The organism is Paenibacillus sp. BIC5C1, assembly GCF_032399705.1.
Classification (GTDB): Bacteria; Bacillota; Bacilli; order Paenibacillales; family Paenibacillaceae; genus Paenibacillus; species Paenibacillus taichungensis_A.
In genome coordinates, this window is sequence record NZ_CP135922.1 from 6,922,396 (window position 1) to 6,937,368 (window position 14,973).

A 14,973-nucleotide genomic window follows, 5' to 3' on the forward strand; every position below is an offset into this window, starting at 1 on the left:
ACCTTGGATTAGGGCAAATTTTACGTGGTTCAGCGTATCTTCTTTTGTAATGCGACTTGATATACTGACTGTACATCATACCTGAGATTCAAGCGAGGAGGAAATTCCAATGTCCCTGACATTACATGGTTATTCCACTACACCAGATCATGCGTGGAAAGAGATTTCTTATACATCTACAAATGAAAACGCTAACTTAAAGCTCACAGGTGAACAGCATCAGCTTGTAGAAGGATTTGGCGGTTGCTTTAACGAGCTTGGTTATATTGCCTTGTCCCACTTGAATGAGGAGCAGCGTCATGACGTATTTCATTCCCTCTTCCACCCGGAAGGTGAACATAAATTCAACATCTGTCGGCTGCCCATCGGCGCGAGTGATTATGCAGAGCAATGGTATAGTCACAATGAGGTGGACGGCGATGTGGCCATGGAACATTTTTCGATCGAACGCGATTTCAAATATCTGATTCCATATATCAAAGAGGCCCTGACCTATAATCCGAATTTGCAATTTTTCGCCTCACCGTGGAGCCCGCCTACGTGGATGAAGTCACCGAAAGCCTATAACTATGGAACGCTGCGCTGGGAGAAGGATATCCTGGAAGCTTATGCGCTGTATTTCGTCAAATTCGTACAAGCGTACAAGGATGCTGGCATCACCATCCATCAGGTCCATGTACAAAACGAAGTCATCGCGGATCAGAAATTCCCTTCCTGCATGTGGACAGGCGAGCAGCTGCGTGAGTTTATCGCCGACTATCTGGGTCCTGCTTTTGACAAGCATGGTCTGGATACGGAAATCTGGCTCGGAACGATCAACGCACCTGATCCGTGGGAAGAATTGATGAAGAAGAAAACGAATGATTTTGACGAATATGCCGGACTGGTGCTTAGTGACCCCAAAGCGTACGCCTATATCAAGGGAGTTGGTTATCAGTGGGCAGGCAAAAATGCCATCCAACGTACAGCCGCGAGCTACCCGGAGCTTCGTTACATGCAGACCGAGAATGAGTGCGGTGACGGCAACAATTCGTGGAACTACGCCAAGTATGTATTTAACCTGTACCAGCACTATTTCAGCAATGGCGTGAATGCGTACATTTACTGGAACATGGTTCTGGAGCCGAAAGGCCGCAGCACATGGGGTTGGGAGCAAAACTCCATGATTACGGTAGACCCGGATGGCAAGGAAATCATTCGGAATCCCGAGTATTATGTGATGAAGCATTTTGCTCATAATGTCGTGCCTGGTGCACGAAGAGTAGGACTGTCTGGAGCCTGGAGTGGCAAAGCCGTGGCTTTCCGCAACCCGGACAATAGTCTCGTCATTGTCATCAACAACCCGTTCAAGGATAACCGTGATCTGCATCTGGCGTATGAAGGGCAGACACTCCGGTTCGAGCTGGAGGCAGATTCTTTCAACAGTATCGTTATTTCCTAATCTTAGACAGTACATTATGAGAAAGAAATAGCGCTCTGCTCCGCTACCAAATCTGCGGAACAGGCGCTATTTTTTGGTGGATACAAGTGATGGATAAAGAAACTGACTATTCCAGCTTAAGGATTATTGGCGAGATAATTCCTCAGCCATTGCAGTGCTGGACGCTCTGTACCATTGGTATTCACCAAATGAGAACCAGATACCCAGGTTTGATTCTGGTTGTAGCCCCATAATGTTACACCTTTAACGGCGGAGTGCTGCCAGAGTACAGGGAATTTCTGCTGATAGCGCTGCAATTGGGTATTGTCGTCGCCCGTCATGTCCAGTTCTGACACATAGATGGGCAGTCCCGTTGCTGCCAGCTTATTCAGGACGGTGTTCATGGTGCTCACCGAAACCGTATCCATATTAAAGTAATGGGCCTGAATACCAATACCATCGACCAGGCCTCTGCTCTTCAAGATATTGATGATCTGAACGTATTGATCAGCTGCGTTGGGGTCACCGATAATGCCATATTCATTGATTAACAATTTAGAATTTGGAAAGGCTTGTCTTGCCTGTTGGAAAGACCAGATTACCCAATCCCATCCTGTCGCCCCGTCCCCACCAATGGCGTTGCGATAGGAAGGCTTGGCATGCAGCGGCTCATTGACCACATCGACAAAAGCCGCTTTGGGATAACGCTGGCCTGCCGCCTGAATCCATTGTGTCACTTCAGCTTTTTGATCTGCAGCAGATAGACTGTTAATCCATCCAGGCTGCTGACTTCCCCATACAAGCGTATGAAATTTAAATGGAAAACCATTGTTAACTGCATAGTTGTACGCCATGTCTGCCTGAGACCAATTCATTACGTTACGCGTGCCTTCAACGGCATCCCATTTGGTTGAGTTCTCCGGGGTCACCTGATTCCAATATGGACTAAAATTCGAGGGGACACTGCTGGCTATAATATTGCCCAGAAACTTGCTACCTTTCGCCAAACCTGCACTCACACTGCCGACCGCAACTGATGTAGCCAGTACACCTACCAACGCCAGTGAACCGACGGTCTTAAACCATTTGGACTTGAACATGATCATCCTCCTTTGAATTGTAATATTCGATTTAATAGCAAGCGCTTACAAATTTCATCTTACTGGATAAATTTGTAATTATCCATGTAAAAAGTATAGCTTGTCCCTCAGAAATTATAGATGTTGCGGACTAGCATGATGACTTAAGCAACTGAGTTATACTTTATTATATTTACAAATCTATAAATATAGATATAATGTAATTCTGAGAACTTATTATATCGCCCATATATTTTTATACAGGTAAGGAGGCATTTTTTTTATTCCGTTATATCTATTTTTCTATATATATAAATAAATTTGGAGGTTTACACTTTAACATGAAATCGAAATCACAACAGGTTAATCCGTTACTCATCCTCATTCTGGCGCTGGGTGTATTCGCCATCATCACTACAGAAGTAGGCATTATCGGAGTGCTTCCGCTGATTACACAGAAATTCAACATCACCGCTGCACAGGCTGGGTGGCTGGTAAGTATTTTCGCTCTCGTCGTTGCCGTGTCTGGCCCGTTCTTGACCCTACTCGTATCTGGTATCAATCGTAAAACCATTTTGTTAACTGCTGTGCTGTTATTTGCCATTTCCAACGTAGTATACGCCTACACAACCAGGTTCGACACGATGCTAATTTTCCGGATTATCCCGGCCATTTTCCATCCAGTCTTCTTCTCTGTTGCTCTCGTCACGGGTGCCAAGCTGGTCCCACCGGAAAAAAGCAGTCAGGCCGTTGCCAAAGTCTTTACCGGAATCACTGCCGGCTTTGCATTTGGCGTGCCCTTAACCTCCTATCTTGCGGAAAACTTCTCGTTGGAGGCTGCGTTCTGGTTCGGAGCGGTTGTCAGTCTCATTGCGTTCATCGGTATATGGATTTGGCTGCCCTCGATGCCTGTGCAAGAGAAGATGTCTTATGGCAAACAGATCGGCATTTTGCGTAAACCTGCACTGTGGCTAAATATTGCTACTGTCATTTTCATTTTTGCAGCGATGTTCTCCGTATACAGTTATTTCGCCGAATATCTTGGGCAAGTCACCCGTATGAGCGGTTCATGGATTAGTGTGATGCTCTTGGCCTTTGGTGTTATTATGATCGCCGGCAATTTGGTATTCGGCCAGCTTCTGCATCGGAATATTCCGAGGACCGTTCTCCTCTTCCCAGTGCTATACATGGCGGCATATTTACTCGTTTTCTATGCAGGTTCCTATTTCATTCCGATGATTATCATGGTATTCGTCTGGGGTGCGATTCACTCTGGCGGTCTGATTGTCAGCCAAACTTGGCTTACGACGGAAGCTCAAGAAGCACCTGAATTCGGGAATAGCCTCTTTGTCTCTTTCTCTAATCTGGGGATTACCCTTGGTACCTCCGTTGGTGGCTGGTTCATTGCCCAACTCGGCATCCATCAGGTCATCTGGAGCGGAATCATCTTTGGTCTGCTTGCTTTGGTATCCATCGTTGTCAAAATAAAATTATCCACCTCTCGTAGTCGTAGTTCAATGGAGACGGTATAAGAGTTAAGGGCCCCGTATACAATCAAATATGATTCGGGTGTTGTTGAGGAAGAAGTTAAACATATAAAGATATAAAGATACGTGTAGAGACTACTCTGATCATTTTCCAGTGAATTCCCATGGAACGATCCAGAGTGGTCTCTTTTATTTGTCATTTTGTGGTTTACATTTACCAAATGTTTATCTAGTATTAACTCCAATGATACATATCTTTACATAACACTAGATAACAAGGGAGATTACAACATGCGCAAATTTTCGCCGAAACGTTACGCCGGATGGCCCTTATCATTCCTCTTATGTGCTTCCATCCTCTTCGCACCTTTTGCCTCCACTCCGGCTCAGGCTGCTGAAGCAAACAAGGAAACCAAGATTACGTTGCTGGGAACATCGGATATTCATGGCCGATTTATGCCGTGGGACTATGCTCTGGACGGTCCGAATCCGACAGGCAGCATGACGCAGTTGTACACGATCGTGAAAAAAGTACGTGCTGAGAATCCAAATACGATTCTGTTGGACGCAGGCGACATGATTCAGGACAACTCGGCTGAACTGTTCAACGATCAACCTCAATCTCCCATGATGGTCGCAATGAACGAAATGAAATATGACGCATGGGTTATGGGAAATCATGAATTTAACTTTGGATTGGACGTATTAGAGAAGATTTCCTCACAGTTCAAGGGACAACCCTTGGTAGGTAACATTTTCAAAGAAAACGGCGACCGCTACATGCCTGCCTATACGATTATTGAGAAAGACGGTATCAAGGTTGGTGTCATCGGAATGAACACACCTATGATTACCGAGTTCGAGAAAGGTACGGATCACCTTGACGGCATCATTGTCAAAGATCCTGTAGAAGAGACCAAGAAGGCCATCGCTGAGCTGAAAGGCAAAGTGGACGTTATGGTTGGACTCATGCATATGGGACTGGATAACGAGAACGGGAACCCGGGCACCGGGGTTACGGATATCGCCAATGCCAACCCGGAGCTGGCTGCCATTTTTGCCGGACACATGCATACGCTGATTGAATCCCAAACGGTTAACGGCGTATTGATCTCCGAACCGAACAAATATGGTTCACACATTTCACGGATTGACCTCACGTTTGCCAAAGAAGGCGACAAGGTTGTACTGAAAAGCAAGGAAGCACAAGCACTCGCTGTAAAAGCAGCTGATGGCTCTTATGAAGTGTCCGATCCCGGACTGGAAGATACACTGCATCCGTTCCACGAGTTCGCTCGTGCCGATGCCAACATTGAAGTAGCCGAACTAAAAGGAACCAACCTGGTACCGGCTGATGAGATCAAAGGCATTCCTGCTGTACAGATTCAGGAGACACCACTCTCTGACTTCTTCACTGAAGTCATGCTGCATTATAGCGATGCCGACGTAGTCGCGCACCAGATCGATAACGATAAGGCCAAGCTGGATGTCGGACCGATCAAGAAAAAGGATATTGCGTTCAACTACCAATATACCTTTGGTGAAGTAACCGTATATGAAGTGACCGGACGTGATCTGAAGGATTACATGGAATGGTCTGCGGGTTATTTTAACTCCACACGTCCTGGTGATGTGACGATCAGTTTTGATCCGAAACGACGTGCTTCCAAATACAGCACCGACGATTTCTTCGGCGGAGTTACGTATGAGATTGACCTGACCAAACCTTACGGCAGTCGGATTACGAACCTCAAATACAGCAATGGCACAGTGGTCAAAGAAGAAGATACACTCAAGCTCGGTATGAATGCCTACCGGATGGAAGCCCTGATCGCCAAAGGTGGGGCACTGGAAGGGCGTAAGTTCAAACAATTGTGGTCCTCCAAGGATGCTTCGGCATTTGGCGAGATTCAAGGTACGATTCGTAATCTGTCCATTGCTTATCTCAAAGACGTGATGAACGGCGTCTACGAACCGAAAATCCAGCACAACTGGAAAATCACCGGTGTTGATCTGACAGCACCTGCACGTGCAGATATCGTAGAGCTGATTAATGATGGCATCCTGTCTGTTCCGACAACGGAAGATGGCAAGTATACCAATATTGCGTCCATTAACATTTTGGATGCAGTGACTGAAGAAGAAATGACTGTACTTGCCACTAAAGCAAACGTAAGTATCGCGAAATTCTCTGGCGTGAAAACCAAAGGTGAGTTCTATCAAGAGCTGAATAAAGCTCGCAAGGCGTCCACCGGCAGTGGTGAGGAAGAGACATCACCTGAGAAGCCCACAACACCAACGGTACCGAAGCCAGACACATCGAAACCCGACAAACCATCGACATCACCAAGTACAAGTAAACCGGGTACCGTCGTTAAAGGTAAACAAGCCAAGGTTACTGCGAACTACCTGAACGTGCGCGCCAGCGCTTCATCCAAAGCCAAAGTAGTTGCTGCCGTACCGAAAGGCACCGTCCTTGAGGTAATCAGTACAGATAAATACGGTTGGGTTAAAGTGAAACTGGATGGACGCGTAGCTTATGTCTACGGAAAATATGTAAGCATGCTGAAATAGAGTGCCAGTTGATGACTCTAGGTAATTAATCTATTCATAAGAAAGACCTCCTCCACAATGCATGTGGAAGAGGTCTTTTCTTTTTTGGATTTTAGAGCCATACGTTACGTGTTCATCTACTCCTGCGCCAAGCTTTGAACCTTTTTCACAAACTGCTCCAACTTGATTCCATTCGTTTGTTTGGTGAATTCAAGCGCCTCATTGGAGAACCCTTCGTAGGCAGAAAGGACATAATCCCCATCGACGATATAGTACGTGCCATAACGAGAGGAGTAATAACCTCCACGTTGCTCGGACTCTACTCCCTTTTTGATTGCTGTAACTATTCTCTGACCAGGCATAAGTTTTGGATCGAGCGCCGCAAACGCTGCGTTATAGAACAGAAATGTTTCCTTGGCTACATCTTCTCCTACAATTACTTCGTGCACCTTTACCTCGTAAGAGACGAACTCAGCTTCGTAGGGAGTCATTCCCGTAGTCTCCTGCTTTTCTGCCATTTTTCGTTCGGGTGTATCTGGTTCAGTAGTTATCACCATCCTGAAATTCGGAAGAACGCTCACAACCTCTGCCACAACAACTGCATCTGCGAAGTCCATGATCTTTCTAAAGGTCACTTTTTTCATCCATGGAGTCACGAGAGACTGTGGCGATAATGGGTAGTCCTCCCTCAGTTCCTGTAACCGTTCCTGGGAGAGAACATCTACAAAATCTGATTCATCATCAGCTGAGTTAGAAAAAGGGGCCGAGCAACCCAGTAGACCAAATGTTAACGTGATTGCAAACAACCAACACATTACACGAAGTTGTGTCACGCACCCTTCTCCTCCCTAGAGTTCTATCACCTTATATTAATCCCGCTTAACGTCCCAGCTCGCAAGCATGCCTTTCGCCATTTCCATATTGGATTCTTCGCCGGTGATTAACGCAAACTGAGCAACGATTGCCGGGTATGCCGCCCACTGCTCCCGAATATGCTCTAACATCCGAGGCCACACCCTTCCCCCTGCCTTCTCATAGCGATTGAGCAAATCCCGCAAGCCCTCCTCTTCGAAGAGCGCATAATAGATAACAAAATCCTTACCCGGGTCTGCAATCTCCGCCTCCGTCCAATCAATCAGCCCGGTAACCTGCTGGGCATCGTCGACGATAATATGCGGAGGATGCAGATCACCGTGATTGAACGTCGAATGTTCAGGCCAATAGCTGTCCGTCGTCAGCCACGCTTCCCACCGACTGGCCAGTTGATCCGGCACCTCAAATCTTTGTTTGATCTCTTCAATATTGGCTGCAAAAGCTTTACGAGCTTCTGTAGGCGTCTTGCTGCGCACGCCGCCCTTTACCGCCTCATCAGGATCAATGTTGTGCAATGCGGCAAGTGTAGCAGCAAGCGAATCGAAGAAATCATCGGATAAGCTTTCCTGCGCAAATCGCCATGCGTACCCTCCCCCTGCCGGATCAACGATCGCAATCGGTTCTCCATCAAGTAAAGGATAAGCGATCAGTTCCGGCGTACAAATCCGCCACACCGGTACCTCTACCGGTAGATGGCTTTTTACAACCTCCAGTACCTTACGCTCATTTTCAGCCCGTTCCCATACATCCTCACGCCGTGGCTGGCGCAGTATCCACTGTTGTCCCTGTTCATCGGTGGCAAACGCTACCCGAAAGTCCATACCGGATTCATTCATTTTCATGGATTCCTCAGCAATATGAAGTCCGTTCTTTGCAGCTAAAGTTGTTAGTTCCTTTTGAAATTCTATATGCTCATTCACGTTCGATTTTGTCATTTCAGGATCTCCCCTTTTCCTCAATAAAATAAAAAACACAGACATCCATGCCTGTGCAGTTCATTTTGGATATGGGGTGTACCTGAATGCTCGCCAAAAAATAGTAGTACATTAAAGAACCACTCTAGACGAGCGTTTCTTTAATGACTAGCGGCATACGTATAAATAGGCAAACCGATCCCGATGAGCTGCACACAGGCAGAAATACAGCAAGCGCAAACAAATGTTTCGCCATACTATCTCCATCGGATAAAATTTGCCACACGTATCCCTCCGTTCCGTAAGTTAAACATATGTTAACATATTCCATTTTCTAGTTCCAGCTTAAATAGTGCTTTATTGTTATTTTTTCAGCGATATGTAGGAACCTTGGTAGCTCAAAAACCGTCATACGTATAGAACCATTAAAAGGATGAGGTGAGCAACGAATGTCCATTGTGCAAAAATTATCCCTACTGCCGCTCATTTTGCTTCTGTTAACGCTAGGATGCTCAGAAGAATCAGCAGAAAAGGAGGAGGGGAAAGCTCCTGTTAGCGGAGTGATCACAGATTTTGTTGAAGAAACGGGACAGGTCCTCATCGATAATGAAGAAAATAGCGGTGTTGGATCAGGCCCCATCTTCATTTCACTTCATACGAACGCGGAACTTATCATCAATGGTGAAACCGTTGCTGCCCGTTTGGATGGAACATTGGTTGGACACCGAGCTGAAGTGTGGACAGGCCCGTCTATCGCCCAATCCTTTCCCCCGCAGACCACAGCCTTGAAGATGGTTATTTATGAATAGAGAATATAGCTAAGATACATTTCGTTTCACGTGGAACGCTTTGATACAGCTTCCTCCTTCGGAAGATATGCAATTTCCATAAGTACAGCCGTACAATTCCCTCGAAAAAAGAAGTTTGGCAGCATTAATCTGAATGCTCATAGCAATTACTCCGTTAGCGCACCCCTATATAGAGTATAATAAAGAGGTATACGATAAATGTACGGTGCAATGCTTGTATGTAAGCATATTGCATAATGCAATTCCAAAATTCCCTGTATTCAAAACTAACGTAAAAGAGGTTAACGATGAGTAAGCAACAATTTAAAGATTATGGACTTGGCGAAGAAATCGTAAAAGCGCTGGATAGCCTTGGGTATGAAACCCCAACGGAGGTTCAAACCAAAGTAATTCCAGTAGCCCTTGAAAATAAAGATCTTGTGGTTAAATCCCAAACAGGCAGCGGGAAAACAGCCGCCTACGGCATTCCAGTCTGTGAGCTGGTAGATTGGAACGAAAATAAACCGCAGGCTTTGATTCTCACGCCAACCCGCGAGTTGGCTTTGCAAGTGAACGAAGATATTACCAATATCGGACGCTTTAAGCGTATTAAAGCAACCGCACTATACGGTCAGTCTCCTTTTCATGTTCAAAAAGCCGAATTAAAACAAAGAACGCATGTCGCTGTAGGCACACCGGGACGGGTACTGGACCATATCGAACGCGGCACCCTGCCGCTGGATCGGATCTCATACCTTGTCATTGACGAGGCGGATGAGATGCTGAATATGGGCTTCATCGAGACGGTGCAATCCATTATTCAAGCACTGCCTAGCGAGCGAGTGACGATGTTATTTTCCGCGACGTTCCCTGAAGATGTAGCCAAGCTGTCACGTAAATACATGAACAATCCGGTCGAGATTGAGATCAAAGCAAGTGGTCTTACAACAGCCACGATTGAACATGCCGTGATTCACGTGCCAGAGGTGAACAAAACAGCACTGCTTCAGGACTTGTTCATTGTTGAAAATCCAGATAGCTGTATCGTGTTCTGTCGTACGCAGGAGAACGTGGATAAACTGTTCCGGGTCATGGCTGACCTCGATTATCCAGCGGATCGCATCCACGGAGGCATGGAACAAGATGAGCGCATCGAAGTGATGAATGCATTCAGAAGAGGACAATTCCGTTATCTGATTGCAACAGATGTAGCCGCGCGCGGGATTGATATCACGAATATTACCCATGTCATCAACTACGATATCCCTTTGGAAAAAGAAGGATATGTTCACCGTACAGGTCGTACGGGTCGCGCAGGGAAAACAGGCAAAGCCTTTACCTTGGTTACCCCGAAGGATGGGAGACGTCTGGCCGAGATCGAATCTTATATCGGATTTGCAATTCCTGTCGTGAAAGCTCCTTCCGAGGAAGCTGTTGACCGTCGTCGGGAAGAGTTCGAGAAGCGTTTGAAGATCGTGCCTGAACGCAAAAAGGACAAGCGTGAACAGTTGAACCAACAGATCATGAAGCTGAACTTCAACGGAGGCAAGAAAAAGAAACTCCGTGCGGTAGACTTCGTGGGCACCATCGCCAAGATTGAAGGCGTCACTGCAGACGACATCGGGATTATTACCATTCTGGATAATGTAACCGATGTGGAAATTCTGAATGGCAAAGGCCCGCTCGTGCTTGAGGTTATGCAAACTACAACGATAAAACGTATGCAGCTCAAGGTTCGCAAAGGTCATAAATAGGTTTTGAATCTGCTTAAATAGAATGTTATGCAAAAAGGGATAGTGGCTTATTTTATAAGTCTACTATCCTTTTTTTATATATTGAAATGAGTTAAATGACTCGCTATCGCCGCTATATTCAGGATAAAGTTCCATTTGTTCATCAGGGTACGCATTGTTCACTTGTACAAGATTCCATTTTTATTACACTAAATATGTAAACGCTTCACAAAGGACCGATATTAGGAGGTGTGTGTAATGGGCAACAGGAAAGCAGTATGGTTTCTGGTCTTCGCGCTCACGCTAACCATGTTTGGCCTTCATCCCGAACGGACCAGCGCGGCAAGCGTGAACATCACCAACGGTTCCGATTGGCTGGATACCGCTGGCAACCCCATTCAGGCCAATAGCGGAAACATTCTGAAAGTCGGCAGTACGTATTATTGGTACGGCGAGCATGCGGTCAGCGGCAAGTTTGACAGCGTTAATGTCTATACTTCCACCGATCTGAAGAACTGGACGTTCAGCAATGCTATTCTGACCAAGGATTCAGCCACCGAGCTGGCCTCCAGCAAAATCGAACGTCCCAAAGTCATCTACAACGCCGCCACAAAGCAGTATGTGTTATGGGCACATTACGAGAACGGTACAGATTACAATCTGGGGCGGGTTGCGGTAGCAACGAGTAGCACACCAAACGGTAAATTCACGTATGAGGGAAGTTTTCGACCTTTGGATTATGAGTCACGCGACATGACTGTTTTCGTAGATACAGACGGTACAGGTTATCTGATCACAGCATCCCGCAAGAATGGCGGAGCCAATGATACCATGGCTATTTTTAAAATGAACGCCAGCTATACCGGTGTGGAATCCTTTGTGGGTTGGCAATTCGAGAACGCCTATCGTGAAGCTCCTGCCGTTGTGAAAAAGGGCAATCGCTACTACCTCTTCACCTCCCAGGCTGCTGGCTGGTATCCGAATCAGGGCGCGTATGCAACCGCATCGTCCATGACAGGCACGTGGTCCGCTCTTACACCTTATGGAAACCCATCGGCCTTCGGCTCCCAGATCCATGATATTGCTACGATTACAGGCAGCAGCACCACATCCTATATTTATATGGGCGACCGATGGAATCCACTCAATCTTGGTGAACATAAGCATATCTGGCTTCCTTTAACCCTGAATGATTCAAATGGAACCGCCTCACTGGAGTGGTACAAAGAGTGGAATATCGATGCTGTAACAGGCACGGTAACGCCCCCTTCTCTTGTTAATCACGCCCAAGGCAGAACAGCTACCGCCATCTCCACAGCCTCCGGCTCATCTGTATCCAATGTTAACGATGGCAACTATCAGACTTCTTGGGCAGCATCGTCCAATACTTGGCCAGCTTGGTGGCAGGTCGATTTCGGTGCACCGAAGACCATCACGGAGATCGATATCTCCTGGTTTATGTATAAAGGATCTGAGGGCTATTATAAGTACAAAATTGAGATCAGCAACGATGGCGTCAACTACTCCACCCTGGATCGAACCACTAATACCACCTATGGGTTTACGACCGACGCTGTACATTTTACCGCCCGTTATGTACGGATCAATATGGTCAACGCTGTCCTGTGGAACAATCCGGGTAACTGGTACACCCCAACCCTGCATGAGGTCAAAATGTTAGGCCCAGCAACACCTGATGCGACAAATTACAGCCGATTTAGTTCCTTCAATTATCCGGATCGGTACATCCGTCATTCCAACTTCACTGCACGGATCGACGCCAACGTCTCACCTGTACTGGATTCCCAGTTGCGCGTTGTACCCGGCTTGGCCAGCTCTACAGGCATCTCACTGGAGTCCATCAACTTCCCTGGCTATTTCCTGAAACGCAATGCCAGCAACAAAATCGTACTTGAAGCGTACACGGATACCGACACCTACAAAGGAGATGCCACTTTCCTGAGCAGCCCCGGCTGGGCTGACAGCACCAAAGTATCGCTCCAATCGTACAGCCAGCCCGGATATTACATCCGGCATTACAACTATGTATTGCAGCTGGATGCCATCAATGCCTCCAGCAGCGCAACGGTGAAGGGTGACGCCACGTTTGGGCGAACTGATTTCTAATTGATTGAGCAGCCTGTGTCTAGATAAGGAGGCCGCTTCTTCAGGGATCTTGACTGAAGGAGCGACCTCTTTCAGGCGTCCACCATTGCAGTTACGAGCTAATTGAACCATGTATACATAAAGGTCGGGGTATGTTATATTCGTCGTGAACTGATTTGGAGGGGATAATGATGATTATCACAATTGCAACTGGACCCATTTTTGAAGGATAACGCCTAACCGGTCCCATAACTGCGTGTTTCCTTCTCCATGAAGGTGTGAATCCCATGTCAACGTATGAAGTCATTCCCATGATGTATAATTCCAGGGAACAGATTAACGCGATTATTTTGCTTGAACAACAGTGTAAACAACTGGATTCCATTCACCTGAAAGCAGACCTTGACCATATTAGCAAAAAAGACGGAGATCACGCGCTACTCTGTTACCGTGATGGTAATTTGGTCGGACTCCTTAGCTGGTATCCCTCGGACGGCGTAATTGGAAACATTAATGCCATCGTACATCCGCACGAACGCCGCCAAGGTGTGTTCCGCCGTTTGCTAAATTTTGCTACCGCGGAAATGAAAATAGCAGGCATTAGGCAGCTTAGTTATCGCGTCCCGAACAATTCACCTTCGGGTCTAGGAACTGTTCAATCCCTTGGGGCCGTTCATGATCGGTCAGAGTACGCGATGCAGCTTGTGAACGAAGCCTTTTCGGCTGTACAATCTTCCGATTTGACTTTGTCAGTGGCGGAAGACCAGGACTTCGAATTTATGATCACATGCTCCGCCCAAGCATTTGGAAATTCCGAGGAATGGACACGCAACTATTTTACAGAAACCGATGAACCTAGCCGGGTCACGTATATTGCATGGAAGAACGAATTGCCTGTAGGGCTTGTCCGAATTAACGTTATCAATGAGACCACGGCCTTTATTCATAATTTTTGTATTCTGCCTGTTTATCAGGGCAAAAGGTTGGGCCGTACTGTCCTTGGCGCTTTAGTGGAACTTCTTATGAAACAACACTATACGGTTATTCGCTTGTCTGTAGTTACGGATAACGACCGTGCCTTGAATTTGTATCGCAGTGTTGGATTTGAGGTGCATTCCGAGTATCAATATTTCAGTGGATCTTTATAAAAGATCTCCTGCCGAGAGATCGTTTTCCCACTGAGGAAAACGATCTTTTTTATGGAGTATCCCTCTTGGCAATATAAACAACATTTAGAAAGATCATATCCCACAACTGAATACATAAGCAGGCGGCAGGTTACGGTACACTCTTGTCATGCTTACGTCTCCGAAAAACTGCTTGAGCAGGCTCCGTTTGAGCAACGTATATTGAAAAGTAATAAACTTGCCATCCTGCTTCAGGTGCTGTCTTGATTTCGTTAAAATGTCCAGTGATACCTCGGCAGGCAGACTCGCAAAAGGCAGTCCGGATACAATGTAATCAACCTTGTTCAGTCCATATTGTCGTATGTGCAGATCGACATGCACGGCAGAATCATGAATGATGTGTACATTCGGAAGATGATTGTACTTTTTGCGAAGCAACTGGCAGAAGCGGGCGTTGTTCTCAATCAGGATCAGGACCGTCCCCGGCTGCATGTTCGCAAGCAGCATTTCCGTAAACACCCCCGTGCCCGGCCCATACTCCACAATGCATGATGCACGGTCAAATGCGATGTCTTTCACCATTTTAGCTGCCAGATATTTTGAGCTGGGGGCAATTGCCCCAATCCATCGGGGACCCTGGATGTATTGCTTCAAGAAGGATAACCACTCCATGCTGTCCGACCCCCTAAGTTGATTTCTGAGATCACTATAGAATTCCAAATCTGAAGAAGCCATCAAAGCGAGGAAAATAGGAGAAGAATGATGAGAATTTGAGAGCGTGCTACATCTTATTCGGAGTGAATAAAGCTTGCGAATGCTGCGAGGTTAACGCGAAGAAATATCCATAAACAAAAACCAGCTAATGTTTGTCAAGCATTTCAGGTTGGATGAGT

11 protein-coding genes are annotated in these 14,973 nt (G+C 46.4%); 7 read left to right on the forward strand and 4 right to left on the reverse strand.

Going from position 1 to position 14,973, the window contains the following annotated elements; all coding sequences use genetic code 11:
• The first annotated feature begins 109 nt into the window (after positions 1-109).
• The gene (locus RS891_RS30930; protein ID WP_315794062.1) at positions 110-1,441 is read left to right on the forward strand and encodes a glycoside hydrolase family 30 protein; all 1,332 of its coding nucleotides are present in this window, start codon (positions 110-112) and stop codon (positions 1,439-1,441) included.
• A 116-nt stretch (positions 1,442-1,557) separates the two neighbouring features.
• On the opposite strand, the gene RS891_RS30935 is transcribed toward RS891_RS30930, so the two are convergent.
• Positions 1,558-2,520, reverse strand: coding sequence for an endo-1,4-beta-xylanase (locus RS891_RS30935; RefSeq protein WP_315794063.1), 963 nt, complete (start codon positions 2,518-2,520; stop codon positions 1,558-1,560).
• A gap of 320 nt (positions 2,521-2,840) precedes the next feature.
• On the opposite strand from RS891_RS30935, the gene RS891_RS30940 reads away from it, so the two are divergent.
• The gene (locus RS891_RS30940; protein ID WP_315794064.1) at positions 2,841-4,031 is read left to right on the forward strand and encodes an MFS transporter; all 1,191 of its coding nucleotides are present in this window, start codon (positions 2,841-2,843) and stop codon (positions 4,029-4,031) included.
• Positions 4,032-4,277: 246 nt separating this feature from the next.
• Positions 4,278-6,560 carry a 5'-nucleotidase C-terminal domain-containing protein gene (locus RS891_RS30945; protein WP_315794065.1) on the forward strand — a complete coding sequence of 761 codons (2,283 nt, stop codon included), beginning with the start codon at positions 4,278-4,280 and terminating at the stop codon, positions 6,558-6,560.
• Positions 6,561-6,676: 116 nt separating this feature from the next.
• On the opposite strand, the gene RS891_RS30950 is transcribed toward RS891_RS30945, so the two are convergent.
• Positions 6,677-7,372 (reverse strand): hypothetical protein, encoded by a 696-nt coding sequence (locus RS891_RS30950; protein WP_315794066.1) that lies wholly within the window; start codon positions 7,370-7,372, stop codon positions 6,677-6,679.
• A gap of 36 nt (positions 7,373-7,408) precedes the next feature.
• The gene (locus RS891_RS30955) at positions 7,409-8,347 is read right to left on the reverse strand and encodes a macrolide 2'-phosphotransferase (RefSeq protein WP_315794067.1); all 939 of its coding nucleotides are present in this window, start codon (positions 8,345-8,347) and stop codon (positions 7,409-7,411) included.
• A 428-nt stretch (positions 8,348-8,775) separates the two neighbouring features.
• Between RS891_RS30955 and RS891_RS30960 the strand changes: the two genes are divergently transcribed.
• The 4 genes from RS891_RS30960 (at position 8,776) to RS891_RS30975 (ending at position 14,101) form a co-directional block, all read left to right on the forward strand.
• Complete coding sequence (locus RS891_RS30960; protein WP_113053229.1) at positions 8,776-9,135, forward strand: hypothetical protein; 360 nt, start codon at positions 8,776-8,778, stop codon at positions 9,133-9,135.
• 287 nt (positions 9,136-9,422) lie between these two features.
• On the forward strand, positions 9,423-10,868 hold the full coding sequence (locus RS891_RS30965) for a DEAD/DEAH box helicase (protein WP_113053230.1): 1,446 nt from the start codon (positions 9,423-9,425) through the stop codon (positions 10,866-10,868).
• A 288-nt stretch (positions 10,869-11,156) separates the two neighbouring features.
• Positions 11,157-12,974 (forward strand): AbfB domain-containing protein, encoded by a 1,818-nt coding sequence (locus tag RS891_RS30970; protein WP_315796496.1) that lies wholly within the window; start codon positions 11,157-11,159, stop codon positions 12,972-12,974.
• 266 nt (positions 12,975-13,240) lie between these two features.
• The gene (locus RS891_RS30975; protein WP_315794068.1) at positions 13,241-14,101 is read left to right on the forward strand and encodes a GNAT family N-acetyltransferase; all 861 of its coding nucleotides are present in this window, start codon (positions 13,241-13,243) and stop codon (positions 14,099-14,101) included.
• 93 nt (positions 14,102-14,194) lie between these two features.
• Here the strand turns inward: RS891_RS30975 and RS891_RS30980 are convergent, their stop codons facing one another.
• Positions 14,195-14,752 (reverse strand): class I SAM-dependent methyltransferase, encoded by a 558-nt coding sequence (locus tag RS891_RS30980; protein WP_315794069.1) that lies wholly within the window; start codon positions 14,750-14,752, stop codon positions 14,195-14,197.
• Between the last annotated feature and the right edge of the window lie 221 nt (positions 14,753-14,973).

Bases quoted from the DNA above. Each gene is read 5' to 3' on its own strand.
- RS891_RS30980 (WP_315794069.1), bottom strand. From the start codon at position 14,752: ATGGAGTGGTTATCCTTCTTGAAGCAATACATCCAGGGTCCCCGATGG.
- RS891_RS30940 (WP_315794064.1), top strand. From the start codon at position 2,841: ATGAAATCGAAATCACAACAGGTTAATCCGTTACTCATCCTCATTCTG.
- RS891_RS30975 (WP_315794068.1), top strand. From the start codon at position 13,241: ATGTCAACGTATGAAGTCATTCCCATGATGTATAATTCCAGGGAACAG.
- RS891_RS30960 (WP_113053229.1), top strand. From the start codon at position 8,776: ATGTCCATTGTGCAAAAATTATCCCTACTGCCGCTCATTTTGCTTCTG.
- RS891_RS30930 (WP_315794062.1), top strand. From the start codon at position 110: ATGTCCCTGACATTACATGGTTATTCCACTACACCAGATCATGCGTGG.
- RS891_RS30935 (WP_315794063.1), bottom strand. From the start codon at position 2,520: ATGTTCAAGTCCAAATGGTTTAAGACCGTCGGTTCACTGGCGTTGGTA.
- RS891_RS30945 (WP_315794065.1), top strand. From the start codon at position 4,278: ATGCGCAAATTTTCGCCGAAACGTTACGCCGGATGGCCCTTATCATTC.
- RS891_RS30955 (WP_315794067.1), bottom strand. From the start codon at position 8,347: ATGACAAAATCGAACGTGAATGAGCATATAGAATTTCAAAAGGAACTA.
- RS891_RS30970 (WP_315796496.1), top strand. From the start codon at position 11,157: ATGTTTGGCCTTCATCCCGAACGGACCAGCGCGGCAAGCGTGAACATC.
- RS891_RS30965 (WP_113053230.1), top strand. From the start codon at position 9,423: ATGAGTAAGCAACAATTTAAAGATTATGGACTTGGCGAAGAAATCGTA.